We start from the raw sequence: 22,956 nt of genomic DNA on the forward strand, positions 1-22,956 counted from the left end.
ATAGATGCACTTTCAGGTACATGCAATCTCAAGCCTTGCAGTTTAAGCATTGTCTATCCATCGTTATGAACCGTCAAAGGAGTCGTTCTTGTATGAAGTCATTTCCTGTTGCCAATGAACAGATCGATTATCCAGCAGTCACCGAAGCGGCGCTCCAGCATGAAGCACAGGAGCAGCTCTGGCAGCCTCTGCGTCAGGCGATTCATGAACGAATCCTTCCCGGTGCAGTCGCTGTGATCAGCTATCGCGGACAGCTCTATCGTTATGCTGGTGGCTGGGCAACCGATACGCCAGCGCTTCGTCTTCCAGCTACGTTCGATACGATCTACGACTGCGCCTCATTAACCAAGGTCACGGTAACCTTACCACTCATTCTTATTCTTGCTCAGCAGGGTAGACTTTCCCTTGATGATCCAGCTTCCAACTATGTACCCGAGCTCCAGCATGGAGTACATGCGACGATCACGATTCGTCAGTTACTTGCCCATACCTCTGGCTTGCCTGCGATCGTCGATTGCTACAGTCATAGCTGGACAATGGAGGAAGCGATACAGCATATTGGCCAGCTGGAGCTACAGTCTGTGCCCGGCTCAGCGCGTGCTTATAGCGACACCGGCTTTATCCTGCTCGGCTGGCTATTTCAGCAGATTAGCGGAATGAGCCTGGATGAAGGCGTACAGAAGCTACTCTGGCAACCGCTGCATATGAATAACAGTATGTTCTGTCCACCTTCCTCACTTGTAGCGAATATAGCATCCACCGAGTACGATGCTGCACATGCCGATTGGCTACGCGGGATCGTGCATGATGAAAATGCACGTCAATTAGGTGGAATCGTTGGACATGCTGGTTTATTTGCCACAGCGAATGATCTGTTGCGCTATGGTCAAAGCTGGCTGACAGGCGTGAATGGCGATGACTGTGCATGGCTTGCTCCAGTACAACAGAGTATCAGGCTGCTCCGCTCTGCTATTCAGCGCCAAACGCCTGCATTGCCTCAGACTCACCGCGGTTTAGGCTGGGTGCTGGAGGGAGATGAAGCGGATGTATCCGGTGGCTTGTTATCCTCGACTGCCTTCGGTCATACCGGCTTTACGGGTACAAGTCTATACATTGATCCCGAGCTAGAGCTGGTGATGGTGCTGTTAACGAATCGCGTGCACTATGGCAGACAGCATTCAATTCAGCAGGTACGACGAGACTTTCATCGTACGATTGCCGCTTCTATTCGAGCGCATATGAAGTAGAGCCTGAATCACCGATCACCTGATCATTAGAGCCTGTACATTCAATTGCAGGTATTTCATCATAAAGGAGCCATGACTATGAACGGCGGATTGGTCCGTTTACGGGAAATTATTCAGACGATTACGCCGTCTGAGCGCAAGGTAGCCAGCTATATTTTGGAGCAGCCCCAGCGACTTGTCGGTATGTCGGTGGCACAGCTTGCCGAGCAAAGCGGTGGCAGTCAGGCAGCCGTCATTCGACTGTGCAAATCCGCTGGCTTCAAGGGCTATCAGGAGCTAATGCTCAAGGTGGCAGGTGATCTACAGGAGGAGCGCCAGCCTCAGGGAGGCTATCAGGAAATTCGACCGAATGATTCGATTGATCAGCTCATCGATAATATTTCAGCCAACAATATCCAATCGATCCGAGATACGATCAAGATTCTGGACTCCGAACAAGTGAAGCAGGCGATTGATGCCCTGATGGAGGCAAAACGTATTTTCTTCTTCGGCATCGGTGTCTCTAATCTGATCGCTACCGATGCGCAGCATAAGTTTTTGCGAATTAATCGTCCCTGCTTCGCCTTTACCGATGCAGACCTACAGCTTATCTCCTCCGTGATGCTCACACCGCAGGATGTTGTCGTGGGCATTTCGTATTCGGGACAGACCCCGGTTACGGCTGAATGTATGCGTCTGGCACGCGAAGCTGGAGCGTGTACAATCTCACTTACTCGGTATGGTAACACTCCGATCAGCATGCTAGCCGATATCGCGCTGCACACCTCATCGACGGAAAGTAACCTGCGCAGTGGTGCTACTTCCTCACGAATCGCACAGCTCAATGTGATTGATATCCTGTATCTGGGTATAGCGAGTCAGGATTATGAGCGTTCCCTGCAAGCACTGGATCGAACGCATAATGTGATCCGCCGTAGCAGAAGATAGCATCCCGTCGTTACCAGTTCTCCAGATAGCTCTCTTGCTGTGTATAAACCAAACAGAGCATACAAGCCGTCCGTATCCCATGCAGACCGCCTGTATGCTCTGTTTTATTTTATCTACTAGCTATGGGAGCGATGCTGATGCCCACGATACCCCTTATTCATACACGCCAAAGCGCTGAATAATCTCCTTAATCTTCGCCCGCACGATCAGATCGGAATTGTTGCGATTGTGCATAATCAGGCAAACCTGTCTAATAAAGTCTGTTTTCTGTTCTTCTGTCATCTTCTCCAGACTTTGATCGAGTAGTTCGCGAAATTCCATTGGCTTCCCCTCCGTATTTAAAGTTTTGTCTTCATCTCTGTCTACATTTGAAAACAAAATCAGCTTGATGATATCCAGCATGTTCAGCTTATTTAAAAATGCTGCTTGGTGAACAGTCTAATACAAGAAGGTGTATAGAAGCAACCGTATTCATCACATCAAGCTAGATTGTTTAAGCGATCGGGCTTATCTGTACGGGCACTATACAGGCAGGCACTATCCCTACTACTAACGAATTGTAATCGGCAAAAAGACGGCATCTCATATGAGATGCCGTCTTTTATCACGTTAATGATACCGTTCCGATTGTATCACTTCTGTTGCTAACTAATCATCTCGATTCCACACACAAAAACGACATAATTATGATGCTAACGCTGCCCAACCTGATGTTATGTATATAGGCTACAGGCAGTCATCCCTTCCGTTCATCCTTATCGTGCTCCAGTATATTATGATGGAGTCATTATAATATACTGTTATAACCAGCAACAGGAAACAGTATCAATTATTAAAATCAGGATAGACGCCGTTCCAGCAAATAATATGAATGATACCTACAAAAGGCTGCATATTGTTATGCGCATTTCCGCCACCTGCCGCACTTATAGCTAATGGACTAAACTGCACATTAGGCGTTGGAGTATACGCAGAAACGGAAACGGTTCTCGGACTGTTCGCCCACATTTTGGCATTAGGGTCCGCTCCATCCGCCACGTTTAACGATTGCGGGATATGTTGATGTGCAGGTATTTGAGACGTAGTCAGTGTCTCTGTTGCGGTACCGCCTGTACTTGCAAAATTATGGGCTGTCAGCCCTGCACCCTGTCCTCTATGAAGAGGTGCCTTGCCCGTCAGATCAGGCAACTTAAATGTTGATGGAGCTGTGCCTCCAAATTCGTTACCGATAACAGCATACAGTGCTTGATACTCGTTAACATTAAGCAACTGACCATTACACAATAACCAATCTTGCGGGGCGTACGTACCTGCAAATAAACGAATCTCACCAATATAAGGATCCATCGCTCCTACCTTCCTTTCATCCTGTAAAATATGTTCAAACGGTCACGGTCTTGAAGGATAGATCCCCGTAGTGGCAATACAATAACTGACTGTAAGATAAGGCTGCATATTGTTGTGCGCTGCACTGGCCCCTGTATTGCTAATGGCTGTCGTAGCCATCACCGCATTAGGAGGTGCAGTCGAATACGAATTGATCGCTCCTGTTGTTGCCATCACATTATTGGTAGCAATTTTCGCCGTTCCGGCAGCACTACTCGCACTTAATGTATGATTGTGCGCTGGCATTTCATTGGTGGTCAGCACATGAACGGCTTCTCCAGCCGATTGTCCCATATTGATTCCTCCGCCTGGCTGAACCGGAACACGTCCACGCAAATCGGGGACAGCAAAAGTAGTCCTTCCATCGCCACCGTACATATTTGTGATTAAAGAAAACAAAGCTTGATTCTCTCGAATTTGAAGAATTTGTCCATTACAAGCAATCCAACCTCTGGGAATGACACCAAAAGCAAATATCCGAATTTCACCTACAAATGGTTCTGCCATACAAGTCAACTCCGATCTAATAAATTATGAAGGCGAAGGATATATACCTTGCAATGCAATCATGTAAGTAATTGTCAAATACGGCATCATATTATTATGCGTACCGTTTCCGCCATTTGAAGATATACTTTGACTATTCATGCTTGCCGTTGTCGTCGTACTAGAGGCAGTTCCATACATATTGATCGTTGATGTTGCAGGTAATGTCGCATTCGTTGGAGTCGGTGTTGTCGCTGAGGTTTGACCACTCACTATACTTACATTGTGAGTATGAACTGGCAATTGGGCAGTTGTTAATTGGACATTCTCGCTTCCTCCGGTACTAGCAAGACCAAAGTTCGGGCCCGACGGTGTTAACGTACCATTATGAATCGCTAGTCTCCCTCGCAAATCCGGTAAAGCAAACGTATTGACGCCGTCTCCACCATATTGATTACCAATGAGTGCATATAAAACTTCATTCTGCGAAATCTGCAATACTGTCCCATCACAAAAAGCCCAGCCTTGAGGAACTTTCGTCCCTGCCACGCCTGTAAACATACGAATCTCACCAACGTATTGATCGCTCATCGTACAAACTCCCCTCTGTTCAGCTTATTCCACTTCAACTATGTGTAGCCCATCCGTTGCCTAACTGAATATATGAGCTTGGATACGCGCTTTATCGATGTTCGCAGCAACGTATTCAGCCTGCCTCTCCCCCTTTCCAGGCATCTGCTTATGGTCTTTGCCACTGCATCGTCACATAAGGTGGTGACGCTACCTGCTCGGTAAAACCTAGCTTGTGATACAGCTGTCTTGCCGGATTTTGCTCCGCCACCTGTAACGTAATCCGTAAGGCGTTCTGCTGTAATTGTTCCAATATAGACGTGCCATTCCCCTGATTTCGGAAGTGCGGTAATAACGCAATAAAAATAAGTCGAATGTGTTCTCCTTGGTGATCGGTAATGATGTATCCTGCCTGCCTGTCATTAATCTCAACAATCTGATGACGGGCCGTGGGGTATTGACTTTGATATGACATTTGCTGCGCGCGAAACTGCATATGGATTAGCATATTCAGCTGTTCTTCTGGCATACCCATCGGAATAAACTCTTCCATCCGTGTACTCTTGAACACCTCAAACAAAAAAACGTGATCCTGCTCTGTTACTTCTGTGAATACGAGCATAGGGTACCCCATTTCCCGTGATCCGATTTATGTATAGTACATGTATCGTTCCGTCTGTTCGAAATGGGATGCCATCTTCTACTTGGGACAGCACCCCACTTGTTGGCATAACCGCCAACACTCATTCAAACAGACTTACGGAACGTATACATGACCCTATCGATCATTAGTTACTCATCCATTTCTCCAACCCATCAGACGATACTTGATATTTATGAGAAAGGGAGGCTTCTTCAATATCGCCAAATGCCCAGTGTGCAGCAGCTACATCTTTCCATGTTGGTGTCGTTACACCTGTGAGTGGTCCGCGTTTGAGCAGACGATTCATCATCGTCACAAGCTCTGCACGAGTAACCCCTTCATTTGGACGGAATGTGCCATCAGCGTAGCCTTTCACGACACCCGTCTGTACGAGAATCGCAATATTCGATGCTGCCCAGTGACCTTTAACATCGCTAAAAGATGTAGTGGTCGAACCCGTTGAAGTCAGCTTCTGCCAGCGTACTGCCAGTGTGGCAAACTCCGCACGAGTCAATGGACGATTCGGTGCAAAACGATCTCCCGACACACCAAGCATAATTTGCTGTGCTTGCAGCTGGCGAATCGCATCAGCTGCCCAGTGTGTAGCTGGCACATCACTATAACGTGCCGCTATGGAAGTGACGGCTGTACTGCCGTTTGCTTGCATGACACGCCACAGCATCGCAGCCAGCTCTGCACGAGTTGTCGTTTGCGCAGGACGGAAAGTGTGATCTGGATATCCGTTAATGTAAGCGGTATGCTCACCTGTTGCTCCTGGCTGTACCGGTGTGGATGGCTGTGTCGGTGTCGACGGATTGCCTGGTGTTGGCGTTGGAGTCGGCGTTGGTGTTGTACTGCCACCGCCACCTCCGCCTCCACCACCACTGGAAGAACGTTTCGGTTCGATATGCAAAATAGTAAATGTACTGAACTTGCTAATGTCGATCGTAACACCTTCCACCTGACCGTTTGCTGTCATCTGTACGGTACCGTGTTGGAAGGCGATCTCCCCGTCACTATGCTGAATGTACACATACAATCCAGCCGCATAAGCTGCCTGCTGGGCTGGTGTTCCTGCTGGCAGATTCAGCTTCGATGCCGGGAATAGCAGCGTTGTATTATAGGAGTTATAGTTCGTTTCAATCGTCATCGGTGTGCCAACCTGCGTGACAGTGCCTGTAGATACCGCCTGCTTCACCATCGGATCATTTAGCGCCTGATTGGTCACCTGCGATAATTCACCTGCATCGCGAATCGGTACAAAGCGGAAGAACAGACTTTGTCCAGCCGCTTGTAGCTGGGACAATGTGTTTTTACTCAAAATGACCTGTGCAAATTCAGTATCCAGATTCAGATCAACTTTATTCGCAAGCGCATCATAGGAAGCGGCTGGTACATCAACCGTTACTTCGCTTGCCGGATCATTCGGCACATCGGTAACGACAACGCGCACTTTGTCTTCGTTGTTCGTCATCGCTGCTTGCAGTGCCGAATCCAATTGGGAAGCGCCAGCTACGACCTTATCGATCTTGTTTCCATCCGATAGCACTTTGCGCGTAATTGGCGTTTGCTCTACATCTGTACCGTTATCGCCGATACGAATCGGTACATTACGTGTGACTTCGGAGCTAACGATACTTATGCCCTGCGGCTTCACAATAACGAGGAACGTACGACTGAGCTGCGCGCCATTATGCTGGATCGTAGCCATCAAAATCACTGTAGCTTCTTCACTCGCAGGACGTATGACCGTACCGTTGCTACCAACGACCTGCGACTGATTGGAACTCCATGTAACAGCCAGTCCATCTTGCGTAGTCGGCAGGATCAGATCACGAGTCACAAATTCCCAAGAATCATTACCTGTGTAGCCGATTGCGAGATTGTTGAGTGCGTTCTTCACCTCAGCAAGCGCATCAGCACGGATCACGTTGACCGTATAGCTAGCAGAGGTCTGTCCATCCTGCGCGGTTACTTTCAGAGTGATCGTGTTTGTACCTACCTGTAGATTTGTGTTGTACATATTGGTGCTGCTATCGTAAGTTGCTCCTGTTACAGTTAATGTCGATAACGAATTGTACACATTGGCCTGTACAGAATATTGCTCCACATTGTTAGCAACGTTGACCGTATATTGTGTAATTGCCGGATTAAAAGTAGGTGTTACAGCGATTGGCGTACCTATTAATGATTGGAGACGTGCATCTTTATTAGGCTCACGCATCACCTGAATCGTATACGTTTTACGTGTTTGCCCATCGGCTGCCAGCACTTCGATAGTGATCGTATTGGTGCCGGTTTGCAGTTCGATCGATGCAGAAGCCTGTCCACTTTGAACGGTATTACCATTAATGCGAATCGTCGCATTGCTATCTTCCGCAGTCGGTGTGAACGTAATGCGATACACATCATTTTGTACAGAAGCCATGTAACTTGTCTGTGCTGGAGTAAAGATCGGGATCAATACGCCTTCCGACAATTGTACAGATGACAGATTAGCATTACTGGATAAGAAGTTCACATTAACAGTCTGGCTTAGCGTAATGTTCTCATTCAACACATTCGCTGTGTAGATCACATTTTCAGTCTTCGTATTCGTCACGACAAAGCTGGCTGCTCCATCCACATTCGTTGTCGTTTGTGCAGGCGTGATCAGCGAGCTGCCACTTCCTTGCTGTAGCTTCACATCATGACCTGCAATCACATTACCATTGGTGTCTTTGACGATGACGGTAATCGTTGCTGAATCTGAACCATTCGCCGCTACGCTAGCTTTAGATGCGCTGATCTGAGATGTTGCTGCGCTCGCAGCGCCCGGTGTAAATGTAACCGGCACCGGATGTAGCGTTAAGGTAACCGTACCTGCGATAGCGGTATACGTTACGTTTTCTGCCTTTGTACTCTTCACCGTAAAGGTAGCTACACCGCTGGCATCACTTGTTCCCTGTGTAGCTGTGATCGTCGAGCTGCCACTTCCTTGAGACAAAGTTACAGCTTTACCGCTAACGGCGTTGTTCTGACTATCGCGTAGCATTACCGTTACAGTGGCCGTGTCGGTATTATCTGCGGCTACCGTAGTCTTCGATACCGTTACATTCGATAGCGCTCCGTTTACTGCGCCTGGAGTAAAAGTGACTGTTTTCGTTGTATTGAGTGTTACATTATCCGTGGCATCTTTTGCCGTATACGTGACCGTCTCGGCTTTCATATTTGTTACGATAAATACAGCCTGACCGTCAGCATTCGTCGTCACATCGGTAGATGGTGAGATCGTCGAGCTGCCGCTTCCTTGCGAGAGGGTTACACTTTTACCACTGATCGGATTATTATTAGCATCCATCAGCGTGACTGTGACGGTACTGGCATCTGTTCCATCTGCTGATACGCTCGCTTTGGATACTTGAACGGTGGAAGCAAGCGCGCTAATTGCTCCAGCCTGGAACGTTATACTAGCTGTGTTGGCGATCGTCACGCCGCCTGCTGTCGCCGTATAGGTGACCGTCTCTGCTTTAGAACTTTTCACAGTAAATGTAGCCACACCACTGGCATTCGTTAAAGCTTGTATGGACGTGATTGTCGAGCTTCCTGACTGACTGATCGTCGCGAGTGTGCCACTAATCGGATTACCGTTCGCATCTTTCAATGTCACTGTAATCGTAGCATTGTCTGAATTGTCGGCATTCACATTCACTCTGGATACAGCGATCGACGATGCTGCTGCATTTACAGCACCCGCAGTAAACGTAACGGCGCCCGTCTGCGTAACGGTAATGCTGTCATCGGTGTCGGTCGCTGTATAGGTGACCGTCTCGGTCTTCGTATTACTGACAGTAAACACAGCCTGTCCGCTTGCATTGGTCGTGACTGCACCAGCTGGAGTAATCGTTGAACTGCCGCTTCCTTGCGATAAGGTTACATTTTTACCGCTGATCGGATTGTTATTACTATCTTTCAGCGTTACGGTTACACTGCTGCTATCGGTTCCGTCTGCTACGACGCTGTTTTTGGATACACTAACCGTCGATTGAGCAGCGGTGACGGCTCCCGGTTGGAACGTTACACTCGCCGTTGGGGTGATTGTCACATTATCTGCGGTTACAGATGCTGTGTACGTGACACTTTCCGCCTTCGTGCTTTTTACAGTAAATGTAGCCACACCACTTGGATTAGTAGTACCTTGAGCTGGAGTGATGGTCGAGCTGCCACTTCCCTGTGACAACGTCACGGTTTTATTACTCACCGCATTGTTATTGATATCTTTCAAAGTAACCGTAATGGTGGCACTATCCGTGTTGTTAGCGATAACATTCGCTTTGGATGCAGTGATCGTTGACGAATTTGCATTGGTCGTTCCAGCCTGAAAATTAACGTTTGCTGTCGCCGTTATAGTCACACCACTTGCAGTTGCTGTATAGGTAACAGCCTCTGCTTTGGTGCTCTTGACCGCAAAGGTAGCAACACCGCTAGCATCTGTCGTGCCTTGTGTTGCCGTAATTGTGGAGCCGCCGCTTCCTTGATTGAGCGTTACAGCCTGTGCACTGATCGGATTATTATTGGCATCTCTAAGGGTCACGCTGATCGTAGCACTATCCGTATTGTCAGCAACTACATTTGCTTTCGAAGCTGTTACTGTCGATGTGGAAGCACTGATGGCGCCCGGCTGGAAAGTTACATTTGCCGTTGCGCTAATCGTGACGCTATCAGCCGCTACAGAGGCGGTATAGGTTACTTGCTCTGCTTTAGTATTGGTTACTGTAAACGTGGCTACGCCACTTGCATCAGTTGTTTGCGAAGATGGGGAGATGGTCGAATTGCTTGCTCCTTTTCCAAGTGTGACAACTTTTCCATCCAGAACATTATTGTTTGCATCTTTGACTGTTACCGTGATTGTAGAGCTGGATGTTCCGTCAGCCGTTACAGTCGCTGGAGATGCTGTCACCGTTGATTTGAAAGCATCAGCAGGTGCACTGCTAACAACCTCTGTCAAAAATGGAGCCTGTGAATTTATTTCAAAGCGGTTATCGGCTCCAGGCTGACTTGAACTTTCCGGGCCTGTTATAAGAAACTGTACAACATTACCTGCTTTTGATTTCACTGCTGCATCTACATCAAATGTCAAATTTTCCCTCTTTGAGAGTGCATTTGAGATCTCAGTTGCATTTTTCGTATCCAACAACTTAAAATTCGAATCGCTGCGTAGTGCATTCATGGATGTTGGCCACAAAGGACTATTTATTTCGCCAGCAACTGGATTGAAGTTCGTAGAGCCTGTATACTGCCACACTTGTAAAATCGGTGGATACGTTGCATCGGCGGTATCACTGCTGCTCGCCAGTTTCAATGACAATACCGCTTTTTGTCCACTAGCTGGAAAGCCACTCGTCGGAATGCTATATTTGGCGAAGGCGTGCATCAAGCCTGTATTAGCGTTACTTCCACCTATTAATAGCAAACCACTCGTTATATCGTTGCCATCCGAGTAATCAGCATAGCCAGATTCAAAGTCATGCGTTCCTAATTTCCCACTCAGTCCATTAAACGATTGCGTATACTGGATATTTTGCGCTGCCGCATGCGAGGTATGCGCTAACGTTGGAAAAGTATTGATAATGAGCAATACACATAGCACCCTCATTAATGATACTTTCAACCACTTTTTCATCTTTTTCTACCCCTTTTAACTTCATATTATTTGATTTTAATACAAAAAATGGATGATAAAGGCACGAAATCATACACTTTATCATGTTGAGCAATCATACATAACAATTCTTTATGGAAAAAATATCGAGCAGGAGGGAAATCGTATACGTACAAGAGAAGAGTCATACCCACATTGCAGAAGAGAAGCTTCTGTGTATGTATGATGTATAGTGTAAGGAATTAGAATACTCTAAGCAGATGACTGAGTATCAACTGTGAAAGATAAGTGGAGATGAATACCATGATAAGATCTGCAAGAAACAACAAGCAACCATGTGATTATCTAGTTCCTTGTTCGTGCAACTCTACAGGAATATATTACTACTTCATTACGTATATTTACAATAAAAATTGTAATAATCACTGAACTATTTTAGCAAATAAGTAAAATATCAAAAAACAAACCTATTTCTTCTATCTGTGCTTTATTTTAATACGATTTGATCCACGGTCTTACAATGGATAACATGAGCTACATACTATACAAACTATGAGAGTGGCTCTAAATCCAGCTCACACAATGCCATTTGTTTTATATTGCTCTATAGTAAAAAAACAGACGACTGCCATAGCGGCAATCGCCTGTTTCTGGAATTTATAACCAAATCATGAAGCGATACCTTATTCCAGCATCGCTTAGTGACGTCCCCTTATACGGATATCTGCTTGCAACGGCATTCAGTGTATCCCTGCTTGGAACTAGTGATTCCGAATCAGTGACATAAATTCTGCACGAAGTGGAGCATCATGACGGAAACCGCCACGAACAGCAGACGTGATCGTTTTGCTACCTGGCTTTTTCACACCGCGTGCACACATGCACAGGTGCTCGCCTTCGACAACAACCATCACACCAGTTGGCTTGAGCACTTCATCCAGAATATCAGCGATCTCGGTCGTGATTCGCTCCTGCACCTGCAAACGACGTGTGATCGCTTCAACGAGACGTGCGAACTTGCTCAGACCGGCAATCTTCCCGCTCGGCACATATCCGATATGCACCTTACCGAAAAATGGAGCCATATGATGCTCACACTGACTGTAATAAACGATATCCTTGACGATCACCATCTCCTGATGATTCTCGTCAAAGGTAACGCCCAGCGCCTCACGCGGGTCCACGCTGTATCCGGCAAAAATCTCCTCGTACATACGTGTTACCCGTGCAGGTGTTTCTAGCAATCCTTCGCGCTCGGTATTTTCACCGATCAGCTTCAGGATTTCTTTCACATGGTATTCAATCTGGTCGCGATTTTCTCCGACCTTCACATTTGTATAATCCTTAATGCCAGCCATGCTGACCTCCTTCTACACTCAAGGCCTTCATGTACTGACGCCTGTCATGTGATTATCTTCTGCGCTTGCCACCGCGTCCCATTGGAGGCATTTGTGGCTTGGCGCTACCCTGTTGTCCAGGCTTGCCGCCACCATTTTTCATCATCTGCTGCGCCTGTTGCATTTGCTTGGCGTTCAGATTATATCCCATCTGTTTGGCCATCTTTTGCAGCATTTGCGGATCATTTTGCATTTTCTCCAACTGTTTGCGCAAATAGTAGGCACCGATAAAGAATCCCCCGACCAGACCGACGATCAGAGTTACAATCGGTATGACCCAATTCCACCACATCATAAAGCCACCCCTGTATATTCATTGTCATTCGTTCACGAAAAAGCGCATTCACGTACCATGCGATCATTAGCGTGAACAGGAATTATCATACCATTTTCAGACATGCACAAGCAAACATTTTCCTATGAAGTAGCGCGTAAGCTTTAGTTCATCACCGCTTCAATAAATACGGTCGTTGCGCTGGCAAGATCGATCTCCTTGATCTCGATCGCATCTCCACTCCCGTTAACGATTCGCACAACCGGACGCCCTGGCAAACCACGATGCTGACGCACCACAACACCGGATTCGCGTGTGGACAGACGAACTCCTGTACCATTCGGATAAATGGACACGATGCGATTAAACTCCACCAATAGCTCCCGATCCAGTGTCGTCTCGGACAGTGCCATCATCTCCTCACATGCTTCATGAGGCAATAACCCCTTACCGCCATGCTCCCTCGTTGTGATGAGATTATCATACGTGTTGGCAATCGCCACGATCCGCGCATAGCGATGAATCTCATCACCCGGCAAACCGCGCGGTTGCCCGCTTCCATCCAGACGCTCATGATGCTGTAGCGCAATATGAGCGATCATCAGATTGAACTCACGCCGCGATTTGAGCAGCTCGAAGCCACGCCACGTATGGTGCATCCTCGAACCAGGAATCTGATCCAGCATATCCGCGCCGCCCAGCTTCCCAATATCATGCAGCAGTGCGCCCACGCCAAGCTCCCATAGCTGATCACGATTCAGTCCGATATTCATGCCAATAATAGAACTGAGCAAGCATACATTCATCGCATGCACATAGGCTGCATTGTCCGCTGTCTTGATCTCAGTTAGCTGTACCTGTACCTCGCGTGAGCCAAGCACATCCTCCAGTAGCTGATCCACACTTTTCGAAATGCGCGAAGGGCTCCATTCCTTGCCCGAACGCAGCGCATCCAGTGTATCGCTCATTTCACTAATAATCTGCTGCTTGGTCGTCTCACTTAAAATCTCGACCAGCTCCACATCGTCATATTGCTCATCCTGCACATATAACATCGTGACGCCGATCCGATTCAGCGTGTTGACCATAAATACCGTAAGCTGCACCCCAGCAGACAGCAAAATCGTCCCATTCCCCGAATAAATTGATTTCCCTAGATATTGTCCTGTTTCCACATTGTCTATGCTTACGTACCTCATCTGCATCCCCCTTTGTACGCAATGACAAGATATGTGCAGTCTGCCTGCTATTTATTCATAGTATTACGTTACTCTCACAGAATTTCAACAAAAAGTAAAAAATAACAGGAACGGAGGAGCAAAGTCATGCTGCCACCATCACGTATACATCGAAGCTTCTATATGCACTGACCGACGACTTCATTTTGCTACTGGTAGATTTAGCAGATGCAGGTGTAATAATAGATGAACCTATCTCGGAAACTGGAAAGGATATGTGATCATGGCAGCACCGAATAAGAAAACGATCCGCTTTGACTGGCCGTACCATTTTGTCGCTCTGCCGCTATTGTTAATCACGCTGGTGCTCACGATTACGTATTGGATCAACGCGCTACGCAGTGGAGAGAATACACTGCTCGCCTGGCTGTTGCTCGTGCTGCTGCTATGCCTGTGCTTTGCGATTCCGCGTATTCGAGTGTATGCGACCAAGACGCAGGATCGGATTGTACGGATGGAGGAGCAGTTTCGATATTATCGTTTAACAGGAAAAGAAATGGATTCACGTGTGACACGAGAGCAGATTATCGCGCTGCGTAATGCGAGTGATGCGGAGCTGCCAGCATTGTGCGAGCGTGCAGTGAACGAGCAATTGTCAGGGAAAGATATTCATGCGGCGATCACGAACTGGCGGACGGATGATATGCGGATTTGAGTGGTATGGATAGATGGAATAGAAAAAAGGCAACCTCTGTTGGTGGGAGGTTGCCTTTTTTGGGTTTGGGGAAGATGAGTGTGGCATGGAGAGTGACTGGAATATCAGCGTTTAGATCGTGCTGGGATTTGATTTCAATCCACACTCTCGCACGGAGAGTGACTCACGAGAAATTACAGGTCGTGCGATTGGTTCCTATTTCAATCCACACTCTCGCACGGAGAGTGACCAAGTGCACTGGTGACAGGCAACTCAGTAGTTTGCATTTCAATCCACACTCTCGCACGGAGAGTGACGCGAATGCCACTGACAACTATGTGCTGGCATATACCATTTCAATCCACACTCTCGCACGGAGAGTGACATTCCGCAAGTCTTTCCTCTCTACTTTTCCTCACAATTTCAATCCACACTCTCGCACGGAGAGTGACGATTTACTAATGGAAGATGCGCGAATCAAAGTATCATTTCAATCCACACTCTCGCACGGAGAGTGACAACTACTACTAACACAATGACACTGACTCAACTGCTATTTCAATCCACACTCTCGCACGGAGAGTGACAGGCGGTCAGACAGGCGTTTGATCGTGCCTGCTTGATTTCAATCCACACTCTCGCACGGAGAGTGACCATACTTGTCACGGCTGATGGCACTGCCAGAGGTAGAGAGATTTCAATCCACACTCTCGCACGAAGAGTGACTGTACACCCTCTCAGCCCTTATCCCACAAGGAAAAAAACGACCAAAAGTGCGAACCTCATTTTTAGCCTACTCGAAAACATGCCAAAATACAACAAAAAACCCCGCAGCCCTTACAGGGCAAGAGGTGCGAACCTCCCAGGGTTTTCATGTGAGCTTGGGGTTCGCACTTATGTACCGCCTACATTCCCAAGCTCATTGCTCCACTTCACCATTCATCAAAACAACACCGGCTCCGTTTCCAGCCCACGCCAGCCTTCCAATCCAAGCAAATACTGCTTATTATCCAAGCCACCGCCGTACCCGACTAGCTGTCCATTCATCCCGATCACCCGATGACATGGCACAATGATCGATACCGGATTGCGGTTATTCGCTCCACCGACTGCACGTACCGCCGCCGGACTGCCGATCTTCTCAGCAATATGCTTATACGATACAGCTTCACCATACGGCACGCTACATAACGCTTCCCATACGCGCAGCTGAAATTCAGTTCCACGCATATCCAGCGGCAGATCGAACTCCTGCCGTTCACCTGCAAAATATTGCTTCAGCTGCATCGTTACGTCCGCTAGACGCTCAGAGGAATGCTCCAGCACATGCACACCATACCAGCGATTCGCCCATTCCGTTAGCCGCTCTGCTGCTTCCTCATAGCTTCTGAACTTAATATGACATAGTCCGCGCTCTGACTGTACCAGCGTTAACGTTCCGAGCGGAGTATTCAGCTCGTCGTAGTAGAGCTGTTCAGGCTTCGGCGACGATGTCAGTGTGAGTGCATTCTGATGTGACTCTATAGGAGCTGCATCAGAATGCACCTGAACTACATCCTCATGCTGCTCCACGAGCATAGCTGTATCTATATGCTCCCCCTGCTCCACTCCAGTCGATGCACCGCTACGCTCCACATCGCTCACATCAGCCACCTCCATCTCACGATTCACCCTACTCGCATCCACACTATCACTGAACCTCGACTTCCTGCTCATTGCGCTGTTCCTCCTCCAGGATATGCTGTGCTGTTAGTAGTCGCTCAATCACTTCATGCTCCTGCTCGCGTGCCAGCCCTGCCTGAACAGCTTCCAGCGCTTCGGCCCCACCAATTCGGCTCAGCGCCCATGCAATCGTGCCGCGAATGACGGGACGTACATCCTTGATCAGCATCTCGCGTAGCTTAGGTACTGCACTTTTATCCTTAAAGTTCCCCAATGCGATAATCGCATTGCGCTGAATCGGGTTTTTACCGCGCCATGCAGCGGATGTACTGCCGAACTCCTGCTTGAACTCCTTATTACTCAACTCTAGAATCGGCAGCAGTAGCGGCTTTGCCTTTTCTGGATCAGGCTTGAGCTCCTCCTGATGATTCCAGCTTTTGCCCTTGTTTTTTGGGCAAACAATCTGGCATGTATCACAGCCGTATAAGCGGTTACCGATTTTTCGCATATGCTCATCCGACAGCATCCCCTTGGTCTGTGTTAGAAAAGAAACGCATATCTGTGCATTAAGCTGCCCCGGATTCACAAGTGCTCCGGTTGGACAGGCATCGATACATTTCGTACATGTGCCACAATCCTCGGTCACTGGCGTATCCGGTGCAAAAGGAATATCTGTGATCATATCCCCCAGGAATATCCACGAGCCGAGCTTAGGCGAGATGATCGCACAGTTATGCCCGTAAAAGCCAATCCCTGCACGATGCGCCACTGCACGGTCGGACAACGCCCCCGTATCGACCATACTTTCGATGCGCGCTTCGGGCACACGCTCACGAATAAAGTCCTCCAGACGCTGCATCCGATCACGCAGCACGGTATGATAATCCAGCCCCCATGCCGAGCGTGCCATAATGCCGCGATACTCGCCGGGTGCAGACTTCGGCGGATTTTCCATTTTGGAATGATACGTGACCGCGATAGCAATGATCGAGCGCGCCCCACCTAATGTGAGTGAAGGATCGATCCGTTTATCCAGATCCGGCTCCTCAAAGCCCGATTCATAGCCCTTACGCCGATTCTCCTCCAGTACCTCACGCAAATATAAAAAAGGATCGGCTGTCGTAAATCCGATATCGTCAATACCGAGCGCTGGCCCTGCCTCTTTGATCTCCTGCTTCAACCAATCCCAGCGCTGCTGCTCCGCTGTAGCGGCTGATTCTCCTTGCCGTGTCACCTTACGCCCCCCTTACTTTGTTTCGATAATAATGTGTAGCTATTTAATGATCTGTAGCTCATTCGTACTCAGTTCGCACCTACGTATCTATAGATAAGCTCGTATCGTATAACGCTATACTCGCTATATTTCCATCATGAATAATTGTCTTTCTACTATAGTATACCGTTAAAATAGAAAAACACATCCGTTTCCCCGAATACTACCGGAAAACAAAATGTGTCCCATCAACAACGTATACGCTTGGATCGTAGCGACTCCGACCATGCAGCACATCCAGAAGTTATCTGAATCAAGCTACCTGATGCCACAATGTCCGGCAGCACCGTTATCCATTACGGATAGCGGGCCGCTCGTGCAAGCGTGTATATTTAAACGATTAAAACAAGTATGGTCTCTAATCTGTTATGGTGCATTTTCTCTCTATACCTAAGCCTTCATCACCCTGTACAGATATTAGCTACCAACGATGCTCAGCTTTTCGTAAGTGCGAAGCACTTTGCTCTCATCATAACCAAGTGCTGCATAGAGCGGCATAACCGCTTCATTGTGCTCATCACCTGCGACCATGATGCCACTTACATTACGCTGTTGGAAGCGTTTCTCCATTGAAGTGATCAATGCTTTGCCGATGCCACGGCCTCTCAGATCCGGATGAACAGCAATACGGTAGTAACAACCGAAATTGCGATCAATCGTACCAATTAACAAGCCAATAATCTCTTCTCCCTGCTCCGCAACAATAATTAACTCGGAATCCCAGGACAATTGTCTGGCAAAAGGGCCCATCGTGTGTTCGTAACACTCTTCGGACAAAGCTACTTTCAGCAGCTCCTTGACAAGGTGCAAATCACTCAGCTTAAAGGAACGAATATTCATCAGCCAAACTCCCTTTTCATCAGCTTAATCAAACCATGTTTCTACCACTCATACCCCTACTACATACCGCATGAGACAAGCACAAAAAAAGAAGGACATCTGCGTATACAAGCCATAAGCCCTACATCAACAATTGTGTAAACTGCCGTCCCGCATTGCCCCATCAAAAAAGCAATAGAACAATCACATATCGCGCAATATAATCTCAGTGTTAATTAAACCATAAGTTTCTGAACATTACATCCATTTTCTGATGAAAGCGCTTTATAAATGGATGTTTCATCCAATTTTCATTAAAGTGCTTCTCAAACTTTCATATCCACGATAAAACAAACACTTTCACCTATGAATATAAAGTTAAAATTATAATTATTCCTCTAAAAATCATTATCTTAATATGAAATAATATTGGCGACAAAGACGATTATATCACTACTCCGAGCATGTCACTATACTTTTTATCATAATGAACTCAGGATTTATTTTTACATAAAATGCCATGAGTAGTCTGTTTTTAAAAGGGGATTACGATCCGTTTACAATATTAGGGACTTCATTTTACCCATTCTAACAACGTTCGTAAGTTGTTGTGCAACTATTCACACCTTGTTCACATTACGAACATACGATCCACATTACACTGGTCAATTGATGAATAAAAACTCACTCTACTCAAAAAAATTTTTACGCTCAGCCCTCATGGGATGGACTTTCTAAACACAAATGTTGATTTAGTCCAAAATATGCGGTTTAATAGATAGGGTAAGATGTTTATCTACATATGGAGTGGACACCATCAACGTTCGCTTCAAATCCAAATCTCAGGAGGTATTTTACGATGGCATTCGAATTACCAGCATTACCGTACCCTAACAACGCTCTGGAACCACACATCGACGAACAAACGATGATGATTCACCACGATCGTCACCATAACACATACGTAACCAATTTGAATAACGCTCTGGAAAGCGCTCCTGAACTGCAAGGCAAAAGCCTGGAAGAGCTGATCTCCGACCTGAACAGCGTACCTGAAAGCATCCGTACAGCTGTACGCAACAATGGTGGTGGTCACCACAACCACAGTCTGTTCTGGGAAGTTATCGGCCCTGACGCTGGTGGCGCTCCAACTGGCGAACTGGCTGCTGCAATCGACAGCGAGCTGGGCGGCTTCGACAAATTCAAAGAAGACTTCGCAAAAGCAGCAACAACACGCTTTGGTAGCGGTTGGGCATGGCTTGTTGTGGACAAAGACGGTAAACTGGCTGTAACTAGCACACCTAACCAGGACAGCCCGATCATGGACGGTCAAACTCCACTGCTCGGTCTGGACGTATGGGAGCATGCTTACTACCTGAAATATCAAAACAAACGCCCTGATTACATCGGTGCTTTCTGGAACGTTGTAAACTGGGATGCTGTAAACGCTCGTTACACTGCTGCGAAGTAAGATCGCTGATTCCCTTCTTGCTTACCGCATGCGGTAATATAGAAAACACCAGTACCTTGTAGGTACTGGTGTTTTTTGTTGATACTAGGTTTTTTGTCGCTAATGTATCGTGGATGAGCCACATGAAGCATTGAATATCAGTCCATGTTACCTGCATCACCAACAATATCGAGAGTTGATATCATGTCATCCCTCTATTTATCCTAGCGGGGCAATAGGGTGACATCCTCCGGCAGCTCCACCATGTACAGATTACCGTATCCACTACGATCACTGCTGAAAAATAGCCTGCGTCCATCGTCACTCAGACGTGGATGCGCATGAAGCTTTTGCGAATGGAAGCTACACCGTAGTTCACAGATGGTGAAAGGTCCCTCATAGTCCTTCTCATACCCATGCTGCTCCTGCTCGGAAGAACCGGATACAGTCGAATGCGCCTTTACCGTAGAACCTTCAGATGCAGCAACCGAATGACGTTCATCGGATGGAGCTACTCCATGCTCGTCCTCAGAATGAGAAGAAGGCAGATCAGATAACCCTTCACCAGCCAGCTTCCGCTGCCATACAGTCAGTACGTCCACATCTCCTTGCCCATCTGCAACGACGAGCTGTTCATTTTGATATAGATGCCATGTTGCAAACGGCATCTCCTGTTCCTCCATACCCGTATTATCATATCGAATCCGTCCGAAAAAATGACTTCCATCCTCGCGCAGCCCATGATACCCGATATACTCCCCATCCGGTAAAAAGCACTCATGCCCTACAGCTTCTCCTGCTGTTAACCGCTCCCGAATCGCCCAGACGCGCCCATCTCGCAGATCGATCCCCCATATACGCTGATCCACCAGATGCCACGGGCCTTCATGGCAAAAGGTCGCCAGCCACGGCAAACGCGGCGAAGCATTGATATGGGTAATAAAATGCTGCTCACGATACAACTCGCGTGCGTTTCCGGTTTTCAGGTCAATTTGCATGATGCAGCTGAGCGGCTTCGCCTCCATCCATTCCTGATGCCCGACATAGCCATTGCCCAGATCGGTATCGATACGATTGGACAGATCCTCACACACGCAGACCAGAATACTTTGCCCATCTGCTGTACAGGTTACATTGCTCAGCACCTGCCCCTTCGGACAGCGAAACTTGATCCGTTCGCGAAAATTCGTCAGGTGTAGCGCGCGAATCACACTGCCATCGGATACGATCGCATATTGCTCATCCGGTGTGAGCGCCACATCCAGATCATCATTGCCTGTGTAGGTCGTCAGCTGTGTCATCTCGCCCGTCTCCAGCTGAATCGAGAACAGATTCGCGCTATTATCTCGATCGGAAATGAACAACAGACGCTTGCCCCCATCATACAGGCTATTCTCTGTAAAATAAGGCAGACGACTATGCCCGCGATAATCGGTCAATTGATGAACGGTCAAACCGGTATAGCGATCCGCATACGTTTTCCATTCTGCTGCCCATATCGTTCCTTTTACCATTGCAATCGTTCTGGACATGGCTGCTTCCTCCCGAGATCAAATGAATCGGTATCGCTGCTTATGACGCTATTAGACAATTACTAGACATCTACTATGAAGCTGTACACCTGTTCCCGTTTAAGATTGCCGTGAAGACATACGATTCAAAAATGGCAGTTGGAGACTCGTCATTAGAGATTGAGCGTGTACTCATCATGATGGCAATAGCTATCGTTGAACGCGCCAATATTAACGTTTAATTCCGAAATACTGCTGTAAAATTTTCAAAAATAGATTCGGAAATGCGTACTTCTCCATATCCTCGGCATTGATCCAGCGATAATCATAAGCAAAAGCTTCACCCAGCAAAGTACCCGGCACAGCCGCATACGTCTCTGGCTGCTCAGCAACCTGCTCCAGCGGCTCCAATGTATCTGCAACCGCACTGGAGGCGAGTTGCTGACGAATACGTGTCATCGCTTCCGGTGTCGCTCCGCTCAGATGCAGATCGAGTGTGCCCTGTACAGTCGCCTCCTGCTCGTTCTCAGAGGCAACTTGAGAAGCATCCACTTTAGAGTTCGTTCTATCACCAGCTATACGCTCATCTGGCTTGCCAGCGGTAGAAATGAAAGCCGCTGATCCCGTATTGGCGAGACTCGATGGATCGCTACCGCTGCTTGCTAACGCTTCAGCCACTGCCGCCTGCTGATCCTGTCCAGCTTCCGTGCAGCGGAATACACGCATATACCACTGGATATGGCTAAACGTATGCTCGGCACTCATCCATTCTAGCTGTGGACGGACATCTACGCCTTCATTTTCCAGCACCTGACGTAGACGATCCATCGCTGCGGTCTCAGACAGATCTGCACCAGCGCCTGCTTTTTTCGCATCCGATGCCAGCACATGCGGCAGCTCCCACATCCTTGCAAGCAGTCCAGTGGCTGGACGCTGACGAATAAGCACCTTGCCTGCATGCTCTCCCTGACCCTCGATGACCGCCATCAGGCGATGCTCTGGACGAGGAGGCTTGGCTTTTGTTTTGATCGGAAGCTGCTCCTCCATGCCGCTCATACGTCCTTCGCAATGCTTCATCACCGGACAGGTGAGGCAATGCGGTGACTTTGGTGTGCAGACCAGCGCACCAAGCTCCATCAGCGCCTGATTAAAATCCGATGCGCGTCCAGTCGGAATCAGCTCACCTGCCAGCTTTTCCATTTTGACGCGGGTAGAATTTTTGGCGATATCATCGCTCAGGCAAAAGTAGCGTGACAGCACGCGCATGACGTTACCGTCTACTGCTGGAACCGGAACGTTGTAGGCGATGCTGAGTACAGCACCTGCGGTGTAGGGGCCAATACCTTTGAGTGCAGAAATTTCATCTGGTGTATCCGGTACGATGCCGTCGTGACGCTCTACAACCTGCTTGGCGGCTGCCTGAATATTGCGGGCGCGTGAGTAGTAGCCCAGCCCTTCCCAGTGCTTCAGTACGTCTTCCTCTGGCGCTTCGGCAAGCGATTCAACGGTTGGAAAGCGCTCGGTAAAGCGTAAAAAGTAAGGAATGACGGTATCGACTCTCGTTTGCTGTAGCATAATCTCAGAGATCCAGATGTGATATGGATTGCGGCTGCGTCTCCACGGCAGATCGCGCTTATGCTCGTCGTACCATGCCAGCAGCTCGCGGCTGAAATAGCGTTTGGCTTCTTGCTCGTTGGTCATGTTGTTGGACATTATACAGCTCCTTCTTCATGCACCCCATCTGTGCATGTCGTTCTTTTATGATTGGTTTGGTGTGCAATAGAGTGGCACCACTCCG

16 protein-coding genes, 1 pseudogene and 1 CRISPR repeat array are annotated in these 22,956 nt (G+C 47.8%); of the genes and pseudogenes, 4 read left to right on the top strand and 13 right to left on the bottom strand.

Translation table 11 applies throughout. From position 1 onward, the window contains the following. Positions 1-92: 92 nt before the first annotated feature. Together IEX62_RS11665 and IEX62_RS11670 are read left to right on the top strand one after the other, a co-directional pair. Complete coding sequence (locus IEX62_RS11665) at positions 93-1,247, top strand: serine hydrolase domain-containing protein (RefSeq protein WP_188775708.1); 1,155 nt, start codon at positions 93-95, stop codon at positions 1,245-1,247. Between the two features lie 78 nt (positions 1,248-1,325). Beyond that, a complete protein-coding gene (locus IEX62_RS11670) occupies positions 1,326-2,174 on the top strand; it encodes a MurR/RpiR family transcriptional regulator (protein ID WP_188775709.1) in 849 nt (282 codons plus the stop codon). A 153-nt stretch (positions 2,175-2,327) separates the two neighbouring features. On the opposite strand, the gene IEX62_RS11675 is transcribed toward IEX62_RS11670, so the two are convergent. From IEX62_RS11675 to IEX62_RS11715, 9 genes are all read right to left on the bottom strand, one after another. Continuing rightward, a complete protein-coding gene (locus tag IEX62_RS11675; RefSeq protein WP_188775710.1) occupies positions 2,328-2,495 on the bottom strand; it encodes a hypothetical protein in 168 nt (55 codons plus the stop codon). Between the two features lie 504 nt (positions 2,496-2,999). Then, entirely contained in the window at positions 3,000-3,521 is a 522-nt protein-coding gene (locus IEX62_RS11680) for a phage tail protein (RefSeq protein WP_188775711.1), read from the bottom strand. A 42-nt stretch (positions 3,522-3,563) separates the two neighbouring features. Then, positions 3,564-4,067, bottom strand: coding sequence for a phage tail protein (locus IEX62_RS11685; protein ID WP_188775712.1), 504 nt, complete (start codon positions 4,065-4,067; stop codon positions 3,564-3,566). Positions 4,068-4,091: 24 nt separating this feature from the next. Further along, positions 4,092-4,637, bottom strand: a complete 546-nt coding sequence (locus IEX62_RS11690) for a phage tail protein (RefSeq protein WP_188775713.1) — start codon at positions 4,635-4,637, stop codon at positions 4,092-4,094. Positions 4,638-4,785: 148 nt separating this feature from the next. Continuing rightward, the gene (locus IEX62_RS11695; protein ID WP_188775714.1) at positions 4,786-5,238 is read right to left on the bottom strand and encodes a GNAT family N-acetyltransferase; all 453 of its coding nucleotides are present in this window, start codon (positions 5,236-5,238) and stop codon (positions 4,786-4,788) included. 166 nt (positions 5,239-5,404) lie between these two features. Beyond that, complete coding sequence (locus IEX62_RS11700) at positions 5,405-10,921, bottom strand: Ig-like domain-containing protein (RefSeq protein WP_188775715.1); 5,517 nt, start codon at positions 10,919-10,921, stop codon at positions 5,405-5,407. Positions 10,922-11,661: 740 nt separating this feature from the next. After that, positions 11,662-12,258, bottom strand: coding sequence for a GTP cyclohydrolase I FolE (gene folE / locus IEX62_RS11705; protein WP_188775716.1), 597 nt, complete (start codon positions 12,256-12,258; stop codon positions 11,662-11,664). 52 nt (positions 12,259-12,310) lie between these two features. After that, positions 12,311-12,589, bottom strand: a complete 279-nt coding sequence (locus IEX62_RS11710; protein ID WP_229685766.1) for a YneF family protein — start codon at positions 12,587-12,589, stop codon at positions 12,311-12,313. Between the two features lie 146 nt (positions 12,590-12,735). Then, the gene (locus IEX62_RS11715) at positions 12,736-13,770 is read right to left on the bottom strand and encodes an HD-GYP domain-containing protein (RefSeq protein ID WP_188775717.1); all 1,035 of its coding nucleotides are present in this window, start codon (positions 13,768-13,770) and stop codon (positions 12,736-12,738) included. A 262-nt stretch (positions 13,771-14,032) separates the two neighbouring features. Between IEX62_RS11715 and IEX62_RS11720 the strand changes: the two genes are divergently transcribed. Next, positions 14,033-14,464 carry a DUF6526 family protein gene (locus tag IEX62_RS11720; protein ID WP_188775718.1) on the top strand — a complete coding sequence of 144 codons (432 nt, stop codon included), beginning with the start codon at positions 14,033-14,035 and terminating at the stop codon, positions 14,462-14,464. Between the two features lie 131 nt (positions 14,465-14,595). Further along, a CRISPR array of direct repeats spans positions 14,596-15,169; the repeat unit is 32 nt; unit sequence ATTTCAATCCACACTCTCGCACGGAGAGTGAC. Positions 15,170-15,385: 216 nt separating this feature from the next. Here the strand turns inward: IEX62_RS11720 and queG are convergent. Beyond that, positions 15,386-17,339 (bottom strand): annotated as a pseudogene (gene queG / locus IEX62_RS24105) (tRNA epoxyqueuosine(34) reductase QueG). Between the two features lie 456 nt (positions 17,340-17,795). After that, positions 17,796-18,218 carry a GNAT family N-acetyltransferase gene (locus IEX62_RS11735; RefSeq protein ID WP_188775720.1) on the bottom strand — a complete coding sequence of 141 codons (423 nt, stop codon included), beginning with the start codon at positions 18,216-18,218 and terminating at the stop codon, positions 17,796-17,798. An 838-nt stretch (positions 18,219-19,056) separates the two neighbouring features. Here IEX62_RS11735 and IEX62_RS11740 point away from each other — a divergent pair. Continuing rightward, positions 19,057-19,668, top strand: coding sequence for a superoxide dismutase (locus tag IEX62_RS11740; protein ID WP_188775721.1), 612 nt, complete (start codon positions 19,057-19,059; stop codon positions 19,666-19,668). A gap of 203 nt (positions 19,669-19,871) precedes the next feature. On the opposite strand, the gene IEX62_RS23770 is transcribed toward IEX62_RS11740, so the two are convergent. Both IEX62_RS23770 and mutY read right to left on the bottom strand, forming a co-directional pair. Then, complete coding sequence (locus IEX62_RS23770; protein WP_229685742.1) at positions 19,872-21,179, bottom strand: oligogalacturonate lyase family protein; 1,308 nt, start codon at positions 21,177-21,179, stop codon at positions 19,872-19,874. Positions 21,180-21,389: 210 nt separating this feature from the next. After that, positions 21,390-22,859: an A/G-specific adenine glycosylase gene (gene mutY, locus IEX62_RS11750; RefSeq protein ID WP_188776055.1), complete on the bottom strand. Its 1,470-nt coding sequence runs from the start codon at positions 22,857-22,859 to the stop codon at positions 21,390-21,392. Between the last annotated feature and the right edge of the window lie 97 nt (positions 22,860-22,956).

The sequence above is a fragment of the Paenibacillus hunanensis genome (genome assembly GCF_014645615.1).
In the GTDB taxonomy this organism is placed as follows: Bacteria; Bacillota; Bacilli; order Paenibacillales; family Paenibacillaceae; genus Saccharibacillus; species Saccharibacillus hunanensis.